The organism is Vibrio sp. ED004, from assembly GCF_023206395.1.
Classification (GTDB): Bacteria; Pseudomonadota; Gammaproteobacteria; order Enterobacterales; family Vibrionaceae; genus Vibrio.
The window spans coordinates 1,838,701-1,858,688 of record NZ_CP066149.1 but is presented as its reverse complement, the minus strand read 5'-3'; the positions used below and the strand labels follow the sequence as shown (position 1 = coordinate 1,858,688).

The 19,988-nt window shown below is 45.2% G+C and carries 13 protein-coding genes and 2 pseudogenes; 7 read left to right on the top strand and 8 right to left on the bottom strand.

Features of this window, described 5'->3' with window-relative positions; all coding sequences use genetic code 11:
* Positions 1–661: 661 nt before the first annotated feature.
* The 3 genes and pseudogenes from ITG10_RS08385 to typA all read right to left on the bottom strand — a co-directional run bounded on the left by ITG10_RS08385 (position 662) and on the right by typA (position 5,400).
* A pseudogene (locus tag ITG10_RS08385) lies at positions 662–2,087 on the bottom strand (IS66 family transposase).
* 62 nt (positions 2,088–2,149) lie between these two features.
* Complete coding sequence (locus tag ITG10_RS08380; RefSeq protein ID WP_248386808.1) at positions 2,150–2,743, bottom strand: transposase; 594 nt, start codon at positions 2,741–2,743, stop codon at positions 2,150–2,152.
* Positions 2,744–3,564: 821 nt separating this feature from the next.
* A complete protein-coding gene (gene typA, locus ITG10_RS08375) occupies positions 3,565–5,400 on the bottom strand; it encodes a translational GTPase TypA (protein ID WP_017059220.1) in 1,836 nt (611 codons plus the stop codon).
* Between the two features lie 563 nt (positions 5,401–5,963).
* On the opposite strand from typA, the gene glnA reads away from it, so the two are divergent.
* The 5 genes from glnA to ITG10_RS08350 all read left to right on the top strand — a co-directional run bounded on the left by glnA (position 5,964) and on the right by ITG10_RS08350 (position 13,616).
* Entirely contained in the window at positions 5,964–7,373 is a 1,410-nt protein-coding gene (gene glnA / locus ITG10_RS08370) for a glutamate--ammonia ligase (RefSeq protein ID WP_017631962.1), read from the top strand.
* A gap of 229 nt (positions 7,374–7,602) precedes the next feature.
* The gene (locus ITG10_RS08365) at positions 7,603–8,160 is read left to right on the top strand and encodes a DUF4124 domain-containing protein (protein WP_017631963.1); all 558 of its coding nucleotides are present in this window, start codon (positions 7,603–7,605) and stop codon (positions 8,158–8,160) included.
* A gap of 168 nt (positions 8,161–8,328) precedes the next feature.
* Positions 8,329–9,405: a nitrogen regulation protein NR(II) gene (glnL, locus tag ITG10_RS08360; RefSeq protein ID WP_017095622.1), complete on the top strand. Its 1,077-nt coding sequence runs from the start codon at positions 8,329–8,331 to the stop codon at positions 9,403–9,405.
* 110 nt (positions 9,406–9,515) lie between these two features.
* Positions 9,516–10,919: a nitrogen regulation protein NR(I) gene (gene glnG / locus ITG10_RS08355; protein WP_017631965.1), complete on the top strand. Its 1,404-nt coding sequence runs from the start codon at positions 9,516–9,518 to the stop codon at positions 10,917–10,919.
* Positions 10,920–11,027: 108 nt separating this feature from the next.
* Complete coding sequence (locus ITG10_RS08350; RefSeq protein ID WP_017631966.1) at positions 11,028–13,616, top strand: EAL domain-containing protein; 2,589 nt, start codon at positions 11,028–11,030, stop codon at positions 13,614–13,616.
* 92 nt (positions 13,617–13,708) lie between these two features.
* On the opposite strand, the gene hemN is transcribed toward ITG10_RS08350, so the two are convergent.
* The 5 genes from hemN to ITG10_RS08325 all read right to left on the bottom strand — a co-directional run bounded on the left by hemN (position 13,709) and on the right by ITG10_RS08325 (position 18,263).
* Positions 13,709–15,100 carry an oxygen-independent coproporphyrinogen III oxidase gene (gene hemN / locus ITG10_RS08345; RefSeq protein WP_017631967.1) on the bottom strand — a complete coding sequence of 464 codons (1,392 nt, stop codon included), beginning with the start codon at positions 15,098–15,100 and terminating at the stop codon, positions 13,709–13,711.
* A gap of 283 nt (positions 15,101–15,383) precedes the next feature.
* Complete coding sequence (locus ITG10_RS08340; RefSeq protein ID WP_017631968.1) at positions 15,384–15,872, bottom strand: DUF2489 domain-containing protein; 489 nt, start codon at positions 15,870–15,872, stop codon at positions 15,384–15,386.
* Positions 15,873–15,878: 6 nt separating this feature from the next.
* A complete protein-coding gene (gene yihI / locus ITG10_RS08335; protein WP_017631969.1) occupies positions 15,879–16,436 on the bottom strand; it encodes a Der GTPase-activating protein YihI in 558 nt (185 codons plus the stop codon).
* The gene (locus ITG10_RS08330) at positions 16,436–17,074 is read right to left on the bottom strand and encodes a class I SAM-dependent methyltransferase (RefSeq protein WP_086050285.1); all 639 of its coding nucleotides are present in this window, start codon (positions 17,072–17,074) and stop codon (positions 16,436–16,438) included. The genes yihI and ITG10_RS08330 overlap by 1 nt, the downstream gene beginning before the upstream one ends.
* Before the next feature lie 571 nt (positions 17,075–17,645).
* Positions 17,646–18,263, bottom strand: a complete 618-nt coding sequence (locus ITG10_RS08325) for a c-type cytochrome (protein WP_017631971.1) — start codon at positions 18,261–18,263, stop codon at positions 17,646–17,648.
* 148 nt (positions 18,264–18,411) lie between these two features.
* On the opposite strand from ITG10_RS08325, the gene yihA reads away from it, so the two are divergent.
* Together yihA and ITG10_RS08315 are read left to right on the top strand one after the other, a co-directional pair.
* A complete protein-coding gene (yihA, locus tag ITG10_RS08320; RefSeq protein ID WP_017631972.1) occupies positions 18,412–19,071 on the top strand; it encodes a ribosome biogenesis GTP-binding protein YihA/YsxC in 660 nt (219 codons plus the stop codon).
* A gap of 212 nt (positions 19,072–19,283) precedes the next feature.
* Positions 19,284–19,893, top strand: a pseudogene (locus ITG10_RS08315) (GTP-binding protein).
* Positions 19,894–19,988: the final 95 nt, after the last annotated feature.

Sequence of the window (19,988 nt, the reverse complement as noted above, 5' to 3'; positions counted from 1 at the left end):
AGACACCCACCCTCTTAGTATCTGGCTACCTCCAGTCTAAACAAGCTTTTCGTATCCCGCACCTCGCTTATTCGTAACCACCAAACAAACACCTGTCATTCCCTACAGCGAGGCACGTATATGGACTCCCCTAGTATTGCAAGGAAACGAGTAAAGGTACGCAAGTGCACGTATATTCGGTTTCTTTATAGGGAGCTACCCCGAACCTCTATGGCTTAATCCACTCAGCAAAAGTTCTTATCGAGCGTGTGGTGTATTATCACCTTCGTCCCTCTCAGAGTTTCTCTTGCTTGCTATGCTCACTCTTTACCATAATTTACTTGCTTACATGGGGGATTGATGTCTCCCTTAACCTTATAAAATCAATTGTTAAGCGAGTAACGTTTCATTATAAGATCGATTGCTCTTCAGCATGGCACAAGCCATTCTGATCGTTTTGTTAGCAAGGGCGACAACTACTTGGTTAAACGACTTTCTTTCTAACAAGTTTCGTATCCAGCAACTTAAGCGATCTTCTTTATCTCGGATATTCGCTACCACTGCTCTTGCTCCATGAACGACAAGAGAGCGTAAGGTTTTATCACCTGATTTACTTATTCCGTGGTTTTTGTGTAACCGTTCACCAAGGCAACTTGACTTCTCATGACTGAGAGGAACGATACTACAGATTAAAAACGTTCGGGTACGGTTTCTTCTCAACAACAGAAGTGATGATTTCACTCAGAACTGACATTGCTGATAGACCGCGCTTTTTGCAGGTTTCGATAAGTGTATGAATACGGCTACGGAATTTATCGCCTGCATCTGAGGTCGTTCCGAAGCTGATTTTCCTTTGAATGACAAAACCTCTAATACATCGTTCAGCTTCATTATTGGTTAAGGGGATTGATGTTTTCTTGAGAAAAACCCACAAGCTCTCTCTATGTTTGAGCAGTAACTTGCATCGGCCCCGATACCGCTTGACCATGACATCTGTCCCTTTGCTCAACCAATGATCGAACGATTTTTGTAGCCTGTGCATTCGCCGCAAGTACAGTGAATAATCCAATTCACCTTGCTCATAACGATGCCGAGTATGGAAAATGGCGTTCGTTAACAAACAAAGATGTTTACCAATATAAGCAGTGTGGCCACCGCCACTATAATCCGCCATTTGCTGAAGGTTGCGCTTCACATGTGCCCAACATAACTGATGACGGTCTGCGGCTATCCAGTTATAGCTTGGACACTGGTCGCTCACCACAATGCCTGCATAGTCTTCATCAATGACCTTTTTCGCTGAGGAGGTCGAGCGCGAATAGAGTATTTGTTCATAGACAAGGTCATCACTTGCCACTAACCAACACCAACGCAGGCTCGTTTCATCATTTCGGTGATGAGAGGTTTCGTCAGCATGAATCAAAGGCGCTTTCTTTAACGCCTTTTTATCGCTTGATGCAATGGCGTTAACATTGAAGCGACTTTCGTTTGCGCTTCACTAATCGCGCCGACCGAAAAGGTTGTGCCAAGCTGTTCTTTGAGCAGTGATTGGATTTTCCGAACACTGAGGTGATATTGCCCCGCAAGAACCCCAATGTAACTTAATAAGTTCGGCCCTATAATCCCTTGAGATGCATCGTCAGGCTTTTGAGCCTTTACGGTTTCTTTGCAGTGCCGACATTGACCTGAAAACAAACGGTATTCGGTGATATCGACAGTGGGTTTTGGAATATCGAAGACCTGATGGCGATAGTATGGCCCACCTTGTACCTCAATGTCAGATTGAGCGCAGCAAGGACAAGTTTCAGGGAAACAGTCAATAATGACATCCGTTTTCTTTAACGGTGAGAGCTTTCGTTGATGCCCTGTGTGGCCTTGTTTAGCTCCTCTCGAATTGCGACCACCAGAGCTTTCAACTTTTTCCGGTCATGGCGATCTTTAGGATTGTCTGATGAAGGAGATTTTGAAGAGTTTTTGGAGCTAGTGGTTAGCTTATCTTCATAATGTCGGAGCTGTTCCCACAGCTCATCAATAAGCACCTTAGCCTCATTCAAATCCGAGACTTCAGGTGGTGCTTCTTGGTATTTAGGTGCTTTTTTTCTAGTCATGAAACTATGATGGCTTCCTAGAAGGATCACTCAATACTAAAAGTGGGATCAAGTGCGTAATGTCACACTTTTTGTGTCAATAGGGTTTGGTGAACACTTACGTTTTTGTTCTTACCACCACTGCCAGTATGAGCCGGAACTAAACCTAAGCTCGCACTAGCCCCTCGCCCATTTCTATAGGCCGAAGCGTCACCTAGGCGGGAAAAAATGGCACTTGCAATCACCCAACGTACACCTCGTAAAGTGATTAATAACTGGCAAGCGGGTATTTGCTTTGCAAAGTCTATAAGTTGCAATTCAACTCTCTCGATAGGCTCATCAAGACTTAGTAGCTGAGCATGTAATTCTCGGAGAACGAATCGAGTTGTCAGTGTTAATTCATTCTCTGCATCTTCGATAACGAGAGGGAGCGGTTCTCGCAGTTTATTGGCTCCTTGTGGGAAGGTAATTCCACATTCCGCTGCATAGCCACGGATCCGTAGACTTACTGCTGTGCGTTGTTTTATATAGCTTTGTCTTAAACTCAGCAGCATAGCGATATCTTGCTGCTCAGGTGTTTTTACTGGTACCGCATGAATATCGGAGCGTAAGGAAGCTTCGTAAATCGCGATAGCATCATTAGCATCGTTCTTATTACCACAGCGATATGGCTTCACTTTTTGGGAGGTATCATTTTGACGGTATGACCACGGCTTTGAAACGTTCGTCCCCAATAATGAGATGCCGCACAGGCCTCTATGCAAATGGTCGCGCCAGGGTGTTGGCTGATGACCGTTAGCATTTTCTTTTAGACATAGCTTGGTTCAACTTACGCTTTCCATGGCGGTTAAATACCGCGACTTGAAAGACGGATTTGGCTAAATCAATCAAGATTGTGTTAAATTTATTCATAGTATGGGCTCCTGTTTTGGTTCGCACCTGTAACTTTAGCTGACACTGTCAGTTAAGGTGGGGAGTCCATACCATTGAGCGTGATAGGAAATCTCTTCCACACTATAAAAAGATTCCTGATATCTCGTTCCTCGATTCTGGAATGACGATTCGATAAGTGGAAATAGATGAAAGACAACGGGTATCGAAGATATTCACCATCTTAGTATCTAGTTATCTCCAATTTAAACACGCTCTTCGTATCACGCATCTCGCTTATTCGTAACCTACCAAATAAACTTCCGTCATTCCCTACAGTGAGGCACGAGCGTGATAGGGAATCTCTTCCATGCCGTAAAAAGATTCCAGATATTTCGTTCCTCAATTCTGGAATGACGGTTTGATCACAGGAGATGGATAAAAGAGAACAGGCACCGAAAATAGTCACCCTCTTAGTACTTGGCTATCTCCAGTCTAAAGACGCTCTTCGAATCTCGCATCTCGTTTACCCGTATCCATCCTAATGCCATATAAAACAAAAGCCCTGAGCAGCTTGGCTACTCAGGGCTTTCTTATTTTACTTAGCTAAAAGCTAATCAGCTGGCAATTAAGCCTTAGCTGGACGTGCTGCACGCTTACGTTCGTTTTCAGTAAGAAGCTTCTTACGGATACGAATGCTTACAGGAGTTACTTCTACTAGTTCGTCTTCGTCGATGAACTCAAGAGCTTGCTCTAGAGTGTGACGGATAGGTGGCGAAAGAACCTGTGCTTCATCAGTACCAGATGCACGAACGTTCGTTAGCTGCTTACCTTTCAGACAGTTTACTGTTAGGTCGTTTGAACGGTTGTGAATACCGATGATTTGACCTTCGTATACTTCATCCGCGTGCTCAGCAAATAGACGACCACGTTCTTGTAGGTTGAATAGTGCGTAAGTCAGAGCTTTACCAGTAGCGTTCGAGATTAGAACACCGTTGTTACGTTGACCGATTACGCCGCCTTTGTGAGGACCGTAGTGATCAAATGAGTGGTAAAGAAGACCAGAACCAGACGTTAGAGTTAGGAACTCAGTTTGGAAACCGATAAGACCACGAGAAGGCATCATGAAGTCCATGCGAACACGGCCTTTGCCATCTGGAGACATATCAGTTAGCTCACCTTTACGTAGACCGATGTTTTCCATGATGCCACCTTGGTGCTCTTCAAGCACGTCGATAGTCACAGTTTCAAACGGTTCAGTTAGGTTGCCATCTTCGTCTTTCTTGATGATAACTTCTGGACGAGATACAGCTAGCTCGAAACCTTCACGACGCATGTTTTCGATCAGGATAGATAGGTGAAGCTCACCACGACCTGAAACACGGAAGCGATCTGGGTTATCAGTTTCTTCAACACGTAGTGCAACGTTGTGTACTAGTTCTTTCTCTAGACGCTCAAGGATGTTACGTGAAGTAACGAACTTACCTTCTTTACCCGCGAACGGAGAAGTGTTTACTTGGAACGTCATTGTTACTGTTGGTTCATCAACAGAAAGCGGAGTCATTGCTTCAACATTGTTTACGTCACAGATAGTGTCTGAAATTTTCAGCTCACCAAGACCAGTGATTGCAATGATGTCGCCAGCGTTAGCTTGCTCAACTTCGTGACGGTCAAGACCTAGGTAACCAAGAACTGTACCTACTTTACCGTTACGTTTTTTGCCTTCTGCATTGACAATAGTTACTTGTTGGTTTGGTTTAACAGAACCACGAGTAACACGAGCAACACCGATAACACCTACGTAAGAGCTGTAATCAAGTTGCGAAATTTGCATTTGTAGTGGACCGTCAAGGTCAACTGCAGGCGCGTCTACTGTATCAACAACAGCTTGGAACAATGGTTCCATGTTCTCGCCAGTTTCGCCTTCAGTCATTGTTGCCCAACCGTTTAGAGCTGAAGCGTAAACAACTGTGAAGTCTAGTTGCTCATCAGTAGCACCTAGGTTGTCGAAAAGGTCGAATACTTGATCCATAACCCAATCAGGACGAGCGCCTGGGCGGTCAATCTTGTTGATTACAACGATTGGCTTAAGACCGTGTGCGAATGCTTTTTGCGTTACGAAACGAGTTTGAGGCATTGGGCCATCAACTGCGTCAACGATAAGCAGAACAGAGTCAACCATAGACATGATACGCTCAACTTCACCACCGAAGTCCGCGTGTCCCGGGGTATCTACGATGTTGATGCGGTAATCATTCCAGTTGATTGCTGTGTTCTTAGCAAGAATGGTAATGCCACGCTCTTTTTCGATGTCATTCGAATCCATGACACGCTCTTCAGCTTCACCACGAGACTCAAGAGTGCCTGACTGTTGTAGCAGTTTATCAACCAAAGTCGTTTTACCGTGGTCAACGTGCGCGATGATCGCGATATTTCTTAACTTATCAATCTGTGGAGTAGACATGGATTCTCGATTCACTCATAAAAGTAGCCGTCACTTATCTCAAAAGTTTGGATAATAACCGCTAGCTTGATTTAAAAAACGGTCAATAATATACCAGATTCTAGACAAAAACCCAGAAATATGTGATCTGAACCAAGGCTTTTTTCTTAGTTAGCGATTCATATCCTCTTAACTTTGATTCAGTACAGTGTTGGGTAGCCCGATTCGTAGGATTCTAAAAAAGCATCACGCGCGAGTCACAAGCCAAATCTCCGGCAAAATGACAAAAGTGGATTGACAACTTAGGCAATTCATTGCTGAATGGTGTTCGCTTATTGTCTCATATTGGTGCACAGACAAACGATTGCACCAATAAAGTGCAACCAGAGATCATTTTGGTGCAAAAAGTAGATTAAGCAAAACTTAAAAACAGTTAAATCATTGAAATTAATGGAATAATTTTTTTGGCACGTTTTTGGCTATAGATAAATCAGCATCGATTAATGCACTTATAGACATTAATCAATGCTAGTTTCAACCGAATCGAGCTAATACCGAATTAATAACACTGGAGGTTATCCAAGATGTCAGTAGAAAATGTACTATCCCTGATCCAAGAGAACGAAGTTAAATTTATCGACTTACGTTTTACTGATACAAAAGGTAAAGAGCAGCATATCTCTATTCCTTCTCACCAAGTTGATGCAGACTTCTTCGAAGAAGGCAAAATGTTTGACGGCTCTTCAGTAGCTGGTTGGAAAGGCATTAACGAATCTGACATGGTAATGATGCCAGACGCAGCATCTGCTGTACTGGACCCATTCACAGAAGACGCAACGCTAAACATCCGTTGTGACATTCTTGAGCCTGCAACAATGCAAGGCTACGACCGTGACCCACGCTCTATCGCTAAACGTTCTGAAGAGTACCTACGTTCTACAGGTATCGCAGACACAGTTCTAGTTGGTCCAGAGCCAGAGTTCTTCCTATTTGATGACGTTAAGTTCTCAAACGACATGTCTGGTTCTTTCTTCAAGATCGACGACGTAGAAGCAGCTTGGAACACAGGTACTGACTTCGAAGGCGGTAACAAAGGTCACCGTCCTGGCGTTAAAGGCGGTTACTTCCCAGTAGCTCCTGTAGATTCATCTCAAGACATCCGTTCAGCAATGTGTCTAGTAATGGAAGAGATGGGCCTAGTAGTTGAAGCTCACCACCACGAAGTAGCAACTGCGGGTCAAAACGAAATCGCTACTCGCTTCAACACGCTAACAGCGAAAGCTGATGAAACTCAAATCTACAAGTACGTTGTACACAACGTTGCTCACGCATTTGGTAAAACAGCGACATTCATGCCTAAGCCACTAGTTGGTGATAACGGTTCTGGTATGCACGTTCACCAATCTCTAGCAAAAGACGGCGTTAACCTGTTTGCTGGTGATAAGTACGGCGGCCTATCTGAAATGGCGCTTTACTACATCGGTGGTGTAATCAAGCACGCTCGTGCAATCAACGCGTTTGCTAACCCATCAACTAACTCGTACAAGCGTCTTGTACCTGGTTTCGAAGCACCTGTAATGCTTGCTTACTCAGCACGTAACCGTTCTGCTTCTATCCGTATCCCAGTAGTACCAAGCCCTAAAGCACGTCGTATCGAGCTACGTTTTGGTGACCCAGCAGCTAACCCATACCTATGCTACTCAGCAATGCTTATGGCTGGCCTTGACGGCATCAAGAACAAGATTCACCCAGGCGAAGCTATGGATAAAGATCTATACGACCTTCCTGCAGAAGAAGCCGCTGAAATCCCAACAGTTGCTGAATCTCTACAAGAAGCTCTAGCAGCGCTTAGCGAAGACCGTGAATTCCTAACAGCTGGCGGCGTATTCTCTGACGACTTCATCGATTCTTACATCGCTCTGAAATCTGACGACGTACAACGCGTAAACATGGCTACACACCCACTTGAGTTTGAACTGTACTACTCAGTTTAATCTCTGGTAGAGATAAGCCATTTCTTACTGCAACCTTGTAAGAATCGCTAACTAAATATTAGGCTCGCCTCGCAGGCGGGCCTTTTTTATATTCTCCCTCCCCTAGCTTCCTCGTACCATATCTTAGCCAAAAGCCCTCAGAGGCTGTCGCGCTAAATACAACAAAATCAAAACCAATAAAACCAATGCCAAACGTGAAATCACCTAACGGTGGAAAGAGGCTAAAGATATGAAAAACATACTGTTCCTAATCGGGTTAACAGTCGCGTTCTCGTGCTCTGCTCAAACTGTGTATACCTGGGTCGATGAGGATGGCGTACTCCACTTTAGTGACACCCCGACAGATCAAAGCGCTAAGTCTCTTCGCCTGCCTGATGTACAAGCATCCGCACCCGCCCCTAAATTTGAGGCCTCGACTCCCGTTGACGCTGCAGCTTCAACAGCAACGCCCGCTCAAGCTCAACCACAAACCCAAACCAAAGAACGCGAGGCTCCAGCTCAGTTAACTCTCACCATGCTGACACCCATTCATGATCAAACCATCCGTAGCAACCGCGGTTTAATTCCAATACAAATCGAGCTTAACCGCAAACTCGGTATTGGGGAGCAGTTGCAATTGATGCTCGATGGCCGTCGTTACGGGGCTCCTCAAACCCAAGCTAACTGGGAATTAAAAGGTATCGATCGAGGTACTCACACCATTGCAATTCAAGCACATAGAAGCGGCAAGCTTATTGCATCTACTAGTCCAGTCACCGTGTATTTACATCGAGCGACGCTCAAGTAGGCCAATGTGTTAAAAGAGACTGAATTACCTCTACTTTTCACCTAATCGAAGCAGCTTTCAGCGACTCTAATGAATTATCTTTAGCTTCTGGTTGATATGCGCCATACTTGAACTTAGCTACGCACCAATTTGGTGCAGTGAGAAAAACACCAGTTCAAGGACGAAATAGTGAATCGATCAGCCAAAAGCGACAGCATAGATACACATCATCTTTCCAGCGCCATTCTCGACAATATGGTGACTTCGACATTGATGCTCGATGAGCAACTCTATGTGCGATACGCCAATCCGGCGGCTGAACAACTCTTTTCACAAAGCGCGCGACGCATTGTTGATCATCCACTGAGTCAGCTTATCCAACACGCCTCTCTTGACTTGGCACTGCTGACCCAACCGCTACAAAGTGGCCAAAGCATTACCGATAGCGATGTGACCTTCGTTGTTGATAACCGCCCTCTGATGCTTGAGGTAACGGTTAGCCCAATCTCGTGGCAACGTGAGACGCTGCTATTGGTTGAGATGCGCAAGATAGACCAGCAAAGAAGGCTCAGCCAAGAGCTTAACCAACACGCACAACAGCAAGCGGCTAAGCTGCTGGTGCGTGGATTAGCCCATGAAATTAAGAACCCATTGGGTGGTTTAAGAGGTGCTGCGCAACTGCTTGGAAAGATGCTCCCTGATCAGTCCCTGAATGAGTACACCCAGATCATTATTGAGCAAGCCGACCGCTTACGCGCTTTAGTCGATCGCCTACTTGGCCCGCAAAAGCCGGGAACTAAGTCAGAAGAGAACCTCCACCAGATACTCGAAAAAGTAAGGCAGCTGGTAGAGCTCGAATCGGGTTCGACGCTCGCAATCGAACGAGATTACGATCCAAGCCTACCTGCGATTTTGATGGATTCTGCGCAAGTTGAACAAGCCATGCTCAATATCGTGAGTAATGCAGCGCAGATTCTAAAGACTCAGGAATCTGGGAAAATCACCATTCGCACCAGAACGGTGCATCAAGCAAACATTCATGGGCAACGACACAAACTCGCTGCTCGAATTGAGATCAGCGATAACGGCCCGGGCATCCCCGACGAATTAAAAGACACGCTTTTTTACCCAATGGTCAGCGGACGAGAGGGTGGCACAGGCTTAGGGTTATCGATATCTCAAAACCTGATCGATCAGCACAACGGAAAAATTGATGTTGAGAGCTGGCCAGGTAACACCACATTCACGATTTATTTGCCGATATAAACGAAGCGACACTTCTCGATGAGAAAGTGAGCTTCATGGCAACGAAGAATACCGAACAATAAAAACAACAATGATTATCACAATAGATTTGGCTGCAAAGGAATTGAATTATGAGTAAGGGATACGTTTGGGTCGTCGATGACGACAGCTCTATCCGCTGGGTAGTAGAGAAGACACTTTCATCTGCGGATATAAAGTGCGAAACATTTGCTGATGCAGAGAGTGTGTTGCTTGCTCTTGAGCGCGAAACGCCAGACGTATTGGTGTCTGACATTCGCATGCCTGGTATTGACGGGATTGAGCTATTGCATCAAGTGCATCAACGTTCTCCCGATCTGCCAGTGATCATCATGACCGCGCACTCCGACCTTGATGCTGCAGTAAATGCGTACCAAAAAGGTGCCTTCGAATACCTACCAAAGCCGTTTGATATCGATGAGACACTCACGTTAGTAGAGCGAGCGATCGCACACAGCCAAGAACAAAAGCGCGAACAAGCCAGCGAAGTTACCGAAGAGACCAACGCACCCGAAATCATTGGCGAAGCACCGGCGATGCAGGAAGTTTTCCGGGCTATTGGTCGCTTGTCTCGCTCATCCATCTCCGTGCTCATCAACGGTGAATCTGGTACTGGTAAAGAGTTAGTAGCCCATGCCTTACATCGCCACAGCCCACGCGCAAAGAAGCCCTTTATCGCCCTCAACATGGCGGCTATTCCCAAAGACCTGATTGAATCAGAGCTATTTGGTCACGAGAAAGGTGCCTTTACCGGAGCCAACAGCGTTCGCCAAGGACGCTTCGAACAGGCCAACGGCGGCACCCTGTTTCTTGATGAGATCGGTGACATGCCACTCGATATTCAGACCCGTCTGTTGCGCGTGCTTTCTGATGGACAGTTTTATCGTGTCGGCGGTCATTCTGCGGTTAAAGTTGATGTGCGTATCGTAGCGGCAACCCACCAAGATCTTGAACGATTAGTGCATGAAGGCGACTTCCGTGAGGATTTGTTCCACCGACTCAATGTGATTCGAATTCACATCCCTGCACTGCGCGAACGCAAGCAAGACATTGAAAAGCTGACTCATCACTTCTTGGCATCAGCCGCTGAAGAGCTCGGTGTTGAAGTGAAAACCCTGCACCCAGAAACCATAATGAAGCTAAACCAACTCAATTGGCCGGGTAACGTGCGTCAGCTTGAGAACATTTGTCGTTGGTTGACCGTAATGGCGAGCGGCAGTGAGATACTCCCTTCGGACTTACCGCCTGAGCTGTTGGAAGAGAAAGTGGTGACCACTTCCGGCACTGGAGATAACTGGCAGCAACTGCTTGCGAATTGGGCAAAATGTGCGCTTGATTCAGGAGAAAAGGAGCTGCTGACTTATGCTCTGCCAGAGTTTGAACGTATACTGCTAGAGGCTGCACTCAACCATACTAATGGTCATAAACAGGATGCAGCGAAGGTTTTGGGATGGGGACGAAACACCCTAACTCGCAAGCTTAAAGAACTGTACTAGGCATTATATGACTCTCGATGCAGCTACTTTTTAACCAAAAAAGTGTCGCTTGGTTTGAATAGTGTCGGTACAATTACAGTACACTATTCACCAAAATTGTAGCTAAAGATGTCTTTGAAAACACAAATTACATTGAGAACCGCAGTGGTTCTGCCCTTCGTGATGATATTTCTGTTCACTATGGGCGTAATGGTTTTCACTCAAAAGCAAAGCTACAAAGAAATGGTGAGTGATATTAGTGCACGTCAGCTAGCATCACTCACTGACAACGTTCATCAAAGCCTTTCCGATTTTTTAGAAAAACCATTTCACGCGAACCTCTCCCTCAGCCACAACATTGGTTACCACAAGCTCTATCAGCCCGGTAATCTCAGTAAGGTTCAAGACTACATCCTTTATAAGTTTTCCGACCATTTCACTGCCGTGCCGCAGCTGGATGTGATCGGTTTCGGCTCTGAAGGTGGTAACTATGTCGGTTTTCGTAAAGAGGCCAACAACGGCTACACCTTAATGGTGCAAGATGAACGAACTCAAGATCAGCTCGTCATCTACCGTGGTAGCAAGATTAGCGAAGACATTCGTTCGGTCATTTCCGGATACGATCCAAGAGTCCGCCCTTGGTACACCCCAGTTGTTAATGAGAAAAAAGCACTATGGTCGCCAATTTACGCCAATGCGGATGAACGCCAAGAGATTACTCTTTCTGCCCTCGCCCCTATCTATTCCGACAATGAGTTTAAAGCGGTCATCGTCAGCGACATCAAGATCAATACCTTTAACGCATTCCTGAAGAACCTAAAAGACAAGACCGATGCTTCTGTCTACATCATCGATCAGCAACAACGCTTAGTCGCACACTCCGGTGGCGGCAGTGTGGTTTCATGGGGCACCGGTAAGACACATAAAGGCCAACGCTTATTAGCCACAGAAAGTGCCAACCCAGTAATAAGAGAAAGCGCTAATTACGTTGATCAACTGCATTTAATAAACGACATGGGCGTACAACGCTTCAGGTTCACATTGGATGGCGAGCAATACTTTAACCAAATAACACCTTATGAAGATAAACATGGCCTCACTTGGTTTATTGGTATGTCGATTCCAGAAAGTAACCTACTCGGTGAATTGCCGGAAAACCAAAGAGACAGTTGGCTGCTTGGACTCGCGCTTAGCTGCATTGGGATTATCGCAGGATTAATCGCTTTCAATCGTGTGACCCAACCCATCACCTCCACCTCAGATGCCGCAAAACGCCTTGCCAAAGGGGATTGGGACAGCAGTATGCCGAAATCGGGCAATATCTACGAAACCAGTATGTTGGTAGAAGCATTCAACGAGATGGCCAACAACCTGAAAGCGTCATTCCAGCAATTACAGTCACAACTGACCTATGACTCACTGACCAAACTCTACAGCCGAGAAGGCTTTATCGATGCAGCAAAGAAAAACGCAGCAACCGAAAAAGGCACGCTGTACTTGGTTGGTATCGATCGCTTCCGAGACATCAATGATAGCCTAGGTCACTACAATGGCGACCAACTGCTGATCATCTCTGCCGCTCGCTTGAGAGGCACGCTACCGTCAGATTACCTATTGGCACGCACGGGCGGTGATGAGTTCGCGATATACGCGCCTAACGTCACCCAAGAGGAAGACGTTCAACTGCTTGCTAACCGCTTGGTTCAAACCTTTGCTTCACCGTTTGCGATGGAATCTGAAAGTGTCGTGGTCAAGGTTTCGGTTGGTGTTGTACATGTATCAAACGATCAAGATATTACGTCGTGGCTTCGTAACAGCAGCATTGCACTCAGCAATGCCAAACAAGATAAAACACGCGTCAGCATCTATAGCCCTGAGATGGGCAACGCCTCTCGACACCGCACTAAGATGCTGGCTCGACTGAACAAAGCGATTGAGCTGCAGCAATTTGAACCCTTTTATCAGCCAATCATCGACCTAGAATCAGGCACCACCATAGGCGCTGAGGCTTTGGCTCGCTGGGTCACCGACGAAGGTATTATCTCACCACTGGAATTCATTCCACTAGCAGAAGAAACCGGGCTTATCTACGACATTGGTAAGCAGATCTTGCACAAGTCGTGTCGAGATACTGCAATTGCGATTGAGTCAGGAAAATGGAGCGAAGACTTCTCGATTCACGTTAACTTATCTGTCGATCAGCTCAGTGAAAGTGGGTTTATTGGTTTAGTGAAAAACACGCTAAGTGATACCAAACTACCGGCCAAAAACCTTACGCTGGAAATCACTGAGTCACGCATCATAGATAATGACCCAACCATCATCGACAACATGCTGACTCTCAAAGCCTTGGGGATCTCAATTGCGATTGATGATTTTGGTACTGGGTATTCGTCACTGGCCTACCTACACAAACTGCCATTTGATTGCTTGAAGATAGACCGCAGCTTTGTCAGTAAGCTTGATAAACAGAATCTAGATAGCTCTATCGTTGCAGCTATCGTCAACATTACCAAAGGCTTCAAGGTCAGCTTAGTCGCCGAAGGCGTTGAAACTCAGCGGCAAGCAGACCTACTTAAGCAGCTGCAATGCCCACAAGCACAAGGGTTTCTATATAGCCGCCCCGTGCCTTTTGACCAATGGCCAACCGATCTAAGCAATGCTCAACAGAGTGTCAAAATCAAACAGAATACCGAAGCCGAAGAGAGCATCAGTTAAACCAAGCTGACAGCCTCGAGAGAACAAACCACAGATACAAAAATGCCAGCAAGATGCTGGCATTTTTTATGTCTCTACTCTCAATCGAGCGATTAGATAACGCGAGAGAACTGCTGTTGGCGAGCCTTAGCGCGCAGGTATTTGTCAAAACACATACAGATGTTACGAATCAACAAACGGCCACGCAGAGTCACGCGGATCTCTTTGTCATCGACTTCAACCAACTCATCGTTAATGAAGGTTTGTAGAAGCTCTAAGTCTTCCTTGAAGTAACGATTAAAGTTAACCGAGAACTCAGATTCGATCATGGTCTTATCAAGCTTAAAGTTACAGATAAGCTGCTTGATCACTTCACGACGTAGAAGGTCATCGCTATCAAGTGCCACACCTTTCCAAAGTGCGTGGCGCAGGTCATTGACCTGAGCGTAGTATTTCTTCAGCTCTTTTTGGTTCTGTGCGTAAGCATCACCCACCATAGAGATAGCAGAAACACCAAAACCAATTAGGTCAGCTTCACCTTGGGTCGTGTAGCCTTGGAAGTTACGATGCAGGATGCCTTCGCGCTGTGCAACCGCGAGCTCGTCTTCAGGTAGAGCAAAGTGGTCCATACCGATGAACTGGTAGCCCGCACCCGTTAGAGTCTCAATAGTATCTTGCAGGATAGCCATTTTCTCTTTTGCTTCCGGCAGATCTTCATCTTTAATCTTGCGCTGCGCCGCAAACAGTTGTGGCATGTGCGCGTAGTTAAACACAGATAGGCGACCCGGCTTCATCTCAAGCACTTGCTTCAGCGTTTCAGCGAATAGCGCTTGGGTCTGCTTTGGCAGACCGTAGATCAAATCTAGGTTAGTCGAACGGAAGCCTAGCTCTTTAGCACGTTGAACCATCGCAATAATGAACTCTTCATCTTGCTCACGGTTAACCAGCTTCTGCACTTCTTTATTGAAGTCTTGAACACCGATACTCAGGCGGTTAAAGCCTTCGTTACGCAGGTGATCGAGAACATCGAGCTCAATCTCACGAGGGTCTACTTCGATACTGATTTCAGCATCCGCAGTGAAGTTAAACTCATCACGCAGAATCATCATCAAACGAGTGACTTGAGTCTTGCTCAAGAAGGTTGGTGTGCCGCCACCGAAATGCAGTTGAGTCACTTCGCGACCATTAAGCAGAGACGCACGCTGGCGGATTTCATGCTCAATCACATCTAGATACTCATCCGCTTTATGCGAGTGACGAGTAATAACCTTATTACACCCACAGTAGTAACAAAGCTTATGGCAGAACGGGATATGCACGTAAAGAGAGAGTGGACGCTCTGGGTATTGCGTACACGCCATGTCGTAATCAGCGACGGTAAACGCTTCATGAAACTCCAACGCAGTTGGGTATGAGGTGTAACGAGGTCCCGAATAGTTGTACTTGTTTAAGATCTCTTGATCCCAAACGATTTGCTGATTCGTTGTTACTGGCTTGCTCGACATAGCGGTACTTCCAATTTAGATCCGCGAGAACCTAAGGTCTCTCAAATCATTTTACATACATTAAAATATAGACGGGTTATTTTGCCACACGACTTGTAAGGTCGTTTCAAGACAAAATCTTTTTTTCAGATAAAAACTCAGAACTGCTAGCTTGATCACTAACAATGCACCGAAATACAGGGGTGCAAGAGGTAAGAAGGCTCATTCAGCACTCGGGATTAAAGATAATGAATCTTAAATACACCGTGTATTAAACGAGCCTCTATATTAATAGTCTTAGCGACTAGATCATCTGAATATTGATTTGGTTGTTGAGAGGTTTAACCTTCTCCTGCAACCTTTTCAAATCTTCGATAACCGCATCGTTCAAGCGAGTCTCTGCCTTGTGGCGTGTGAGATTCTGCTGCATGCGTTCTTTCTTCGTCAGTTCCTGTCTTTCCTCTCCGCGCGCCATATCTTTAACGATGTGGTACAGCTCAGAAAGAGCAGGATATTCAGAATCTAAATCGACACGCTCATCGCCCTGAACATTATCCATGATGATACACACTCGGATACTGATCTCAGGTAAATCACACTGGCCTTGAATGCCCGCTAAACACAAAGTATTTACGTTGTCGTAAATCGTCGCGTTACGTTTCTCAATGGCTAGTGCTTGATGCTGCTTTTGCAACTCCGTCTGCTTCTTCACTTGAAGTAGAAGGTAACCTGCGTAAGAGCCCAAGCCGAGAATGATAATTCCACCAGCAATTGCTAATAAGGTTACGTTCATTGGCTATTAACCTTTAAAGCTGTCTAAGTCGAAGTCTTCGAATTGAGATAACAAGTCTTCATCAGAGCTTGCTTTCTTCTTAGATGCAACTGGTGCTTCTTCGAAGATCTCTTCTTCGTCTTCTTCTGGCTCTAACAGACCTAAGCGGTCCATTAGGTGTTCGATGCGATCAAGCTTCTCGTCAACGAACTTCTGTAGACCTGCACCTAGGTTTTCACCATTTTCGAGGCGATCTAACAGCGTGTTCAGTTGAGCATCGTTCTCAAGCATCTCTAACTCTTGTTCGTTAGATAGCTTACGCTCTTGTTTCGTTGGCTTCTTCGCTGGTTCAATAATCAGCGGGATTTTTTTCTTGCTGCCTAAACGAGGGTCGCGAGCTTGTGCAGCTTTACGCTGTTTTGCTTCGCTACCATCTGAGTGACGGCTGCCAGATTTTAGGCCTTTGCGCTTTTTAACACGCTTACGTTCACGACCTTCAACATCAGATTCACTACGGTTACGAGTAACCATAGGTTCCGGAGCGCCAAGAGCTCCCGGCTTTCTTGATTTTTTACTACGAGCCATTACTGCACTTTCCTCAGTAAAATTACATCATTTCCAAAAAATTCTAGTTCGAGCTTATCCCGCTCTGCCAAAAACTGGAATGTTTGACGACTAAAGAAGACAACATGAGTCGGGTCATTCTTGTAGTGCCAACCAGCAAACGCATCTACGTCTATTACTAGCTTAGTCATAAGACCAATCCAGCCTTTGGGTTTAACTAAATTCAACCATTGCTGCCACACTTTGTCTGGGTGATAAAGATGTTCAATCACCTCCGTGGCAGTCATAAAGTCGTACGTTTTTTCCAACACAGAAGTCTCTGGGTGGTAATAGATATCGTACAACTCCATGGTGTGTCCGGCTTCTTCTAACATGATAGATAGCGTAGGGCCTGGGCCACAACCAAAATCCAACCCGTGTGAGTTAGATGAAATTTTGTCTGTTAGTGGATCCGCGATGCGAGATAAAAAGCGGCGATAGCCTGCATCACTAGGATCGTTCTCATGGAGATCATAGTGTGCTTTTTCTTCTTTTGCTTCTAACCTTTGTTCAGGTTTAACAAATACCAGTTCACATTGCTGACACTGCAGATAGGCTCTGCGTTTGTCTTCAAAATAGTGATTCACGCCTTGGTGATGGCATAAGGGACAAGTATACATAGCACATCCTTAAACAGGGATGCGAAACATACCAGAAACTGCGTTTATAGTGGAGAGGTATTGGGTGTTTTTTCATCAAATCAATAAAAAAAGCGATAGGAAAACCTATCGCTCTCTAAATCTGCCTATATCGGCCAAAATTTGCATACTCAACTTGGTACACAAATCTCCATTTGTTATTGGTGCTTTCCATGCCAAATTTGTTTGTTGTTCATCGTCCTGATGAGTTTTGGCTATCCTTTTCTAACACCTTGTTGCTGGGCTGTCCTAGCCTGATCCATTTCTGTCTATACCGTTAGACTAGATGATCATCCATATCTAAGTCAGCTCCTAGCTGATGGCGGTTACTTTACCGTGTTACAAAAAGACTACAATAGTGCGAGTTCACACTTTCGAACACAAATTGATCACACATAGATAAATCAGACATAAACGATTGATTCATAAATAGTGACAATCAAAAGAAACTAGCCAAAAAGAAAACGCCCCGACCATAATTGATCGGGGCGTCTCTTCAATCTCGCTCGAACGTACATTTCTTCACTCTGGCTAAGAGCAAGAAACCGACAAATTAGTGTAGACCACCAACGTACTTCGATAAGGTATCAATTTCTGCGTCTGTTAACTTTTTAGCTACATCACGCATCATCGCATTCATGTCGTTATTACGGTTACCATCGCGGAATTTTTCAAGTTGAGCCTTGATGTAATCTGCGTGTTGACCAGAAATCTTAGGGAAACCAGAAAGTTCGGTACCGTTACCACGAGGGCCGTGACAAGCAATACACGCCGTTAGGCCGCGTTCTGCGTTACCCGCCGTGTAAAGAACCTTACCTTCATCTACTACATTTTCAGGAGTAGAGTTACTAGAGATAGGTAGAGATGCGTAGTATGCCGCTAGGTCAGCCATATCTTCTTCAGATAAAGGCATCGCCATTGCACCCATTACAGGTTCGTAACGACCTTGCTTACCACCACTTGTCATACCTAGCTTAAGCTCTTTTAACTGCTTCTCTAGGTACTTCTCATGTTGACCAGCCAGCTTAGGGTACTGAGTGATCAGACTGTTGCCGTCAGCACCGTGGCAGGCAACACATGTTTGTGATTTGGCTTTACCAGCTTCAATACTACCTTGAGCCCATACTGAGCAGCTGGCTAAAAGACTCAAAATTAGCGCTAATTTCTTCATGACATTCCATTATAATTATCAAGCTTCCAGTACCACTCAATGTTGCCACTCATGGTACAATAGGCGACCTTATGCCGAGCACGGTTATTTTACACAAATTCACAAAAAAGTAATCAATCGACTACACAAAGTCGAGATGGAGTTAACAGTGAGCGTAAAAATTCATTATCAAAACACGCATTTCATTACCAGTGCACCTGATATTCGTCATTTACCAGAAGACGAAGGGATCGAAATTGCGTTTGCAGGACGCTCCAATGCTGGTAAATCTAGCGCACTAAACCGCGTTACAAACCAAAAAAGCTTGGCGAAAACCAGTAAGACACCAGGTCGAACTCAGCTAATTAACCTATTTAAGGTGACAGACGGTTGTCATATCGTCGATTTACCTGGATATGGCTTCGCTCAAGTACCACTTGAGATGAAGAAAAAGTGGCAGAAGTCGCTAGGTGAATACCTACAGCGACGTGAAAGCCTAAAAGGTCTAGTGGTATTGATGGATATCCGTCACCCAATGAAAGACCTTGACCAACAAATGATCTACTGGGCTATCGATAGTCGCATCCCAGTACAGGTTTTGTTAACAAAAGCAGACAAACTGAAAAGCGGTGCGCGTAAAGCACAGCTACTGAAAATCCGTAACGATGCAAAATCTTTCGGTGGTGATGTAGCAGTTGATGTCTTCTCTTCTATGAAAGGCATCGGCGTTGACCAACTACGTGCCAAGATGGATGAGTGGTTCGCACCAGCACTTGCAGACCAGCTTATCGATGAGTTAGCAGACGAAGAACACAACGATTCAGAGTAGTCTCTATATAGAGGGACTCGATCACGACTATCAAGTGATCGCACCTAATCAATACCCTGCCTTATATAGGTGGGGTATTTTTTTACCTATAAATTAGCGGGTTAAACTCAAAAACTAAGGATAAAAAACAAGATAAACCCGTTATAAGCAACAGAAGTGGACCATACTAAAAAATAGACTTTGATAAACAGAATATAGAGAAAGGAATACTCATGTGGAAAACACTCTTGACCGTAATGGCAATGATGCTAATACCTCTTACAGGCCACGCCTCTGAAGCAGAACCCACGGAAGCACCGCTGATCAACGTCGATATGACCTTAGACCTCGACGGTATGGAAAAGTACGCTCAGGAAGCAACTGAGTCACTCGAAGTGATATCACAATCTTTGCAAGCCATCGTCAACAACCCTAACCTCAGCGACGACCAGCAACTGGCTCTTAATCAAACGGTTGAAAGCATCAACAAGCTTGCAGACACAACCAAGACCTCGCTCAATCAACTCCCACAAGCCTTAGATCAATCACGCGTCACCTTTAAACAGACAAGCCAAACGTTGCTCGATGATATCCAAACCAAAATCATCATCGCGCTAGTTGCCGTTGTCGGTGTGATTATTATCGCTCTGACCGCTATTTACCTGCTAATCCTCAAACCCATGCAACAAACCTTAGTTAAAGCGACCAACAATATCTCCTCTATGGCGCAGTCTATCCAGGTCACTGCCGAAGCACTGAAATACAGCACCGAGAAGCAACAAGAAGCAACAAGAAATCATGGACTACATTGAGCATTCACCTACTCAATACTCTGATAAATAAGGCGTGAGCCATCAATCCTTTATCAGCAAGTTGTAAAATAAAAGTTATTTCAAATGATAAAACAATCAATTTAAGTGTGGATTTAAATTACCAAT